At 32.4% G+C, this 518-nt stretch carries 2 pseudogenes; both read right to left on the reverse strand.

What is annotated here, in order from left to right:
• A pseudogene (locus tag FUA24_RS24750) lies at positions 1 to 278 on the reverse strand (acetylornithine carbamoyltransferase); the annotation flags it as partial.
• Positions 279 to 382: 104 nt separating this feature from the next.
• Positions 383 to 518: pseudogene (locus FUA24_RS26015) on the reverse strand (glutamate 5-kinase); the annotation flags it as partial.

The following is a 518-nucleotide window of genomic DNA, read 5'->3' on the forward strand; positions in this document are numbered from 1 at the left end:
ATATGTTCGGCAGTGTTGCCATTCATAACCGTTCCATCTTCAAACTCTAAACCCCAAGCATCACCTGAAACATTCATTACAATAGGATTCATTCCTAAATTTAAAGCTGCCTTTTGCGTACTTAAGCGCGTACGTAAACTAGAATTGAAAAACAACAAACCTAAAGTTTTGTTTTTTCCTAAATCTATATGTTTTAACGGCATTAGCTTGAGCGCTTTGGCTTCTTCAATCCAAGAATCGATGTTATCGATATCGTTTATTGATGTGTAATGTTTCATTTTTTTATTTTAAAACTAATTGGCATTAAGAGATACAACTTCTTCTTTTACATTAAAAAGATTACTACGCTATGGCTCGTAATGACGGTGTTATTTAAACTCTTCTACTTAACTTTTGTAAATGGCACTTTATTTTCAATGGCATTTTTTATAAAATTATCTTCAAGACCATTTACAATCCAAGTTTCAATATTGGCATTTTTGGCAACCGAAGCGGCTTCAATTTTAGATTGCATACCT

The sequence above is a fragment of the Seonamhaeicola marinus genome, assembly GCF_008085455.1.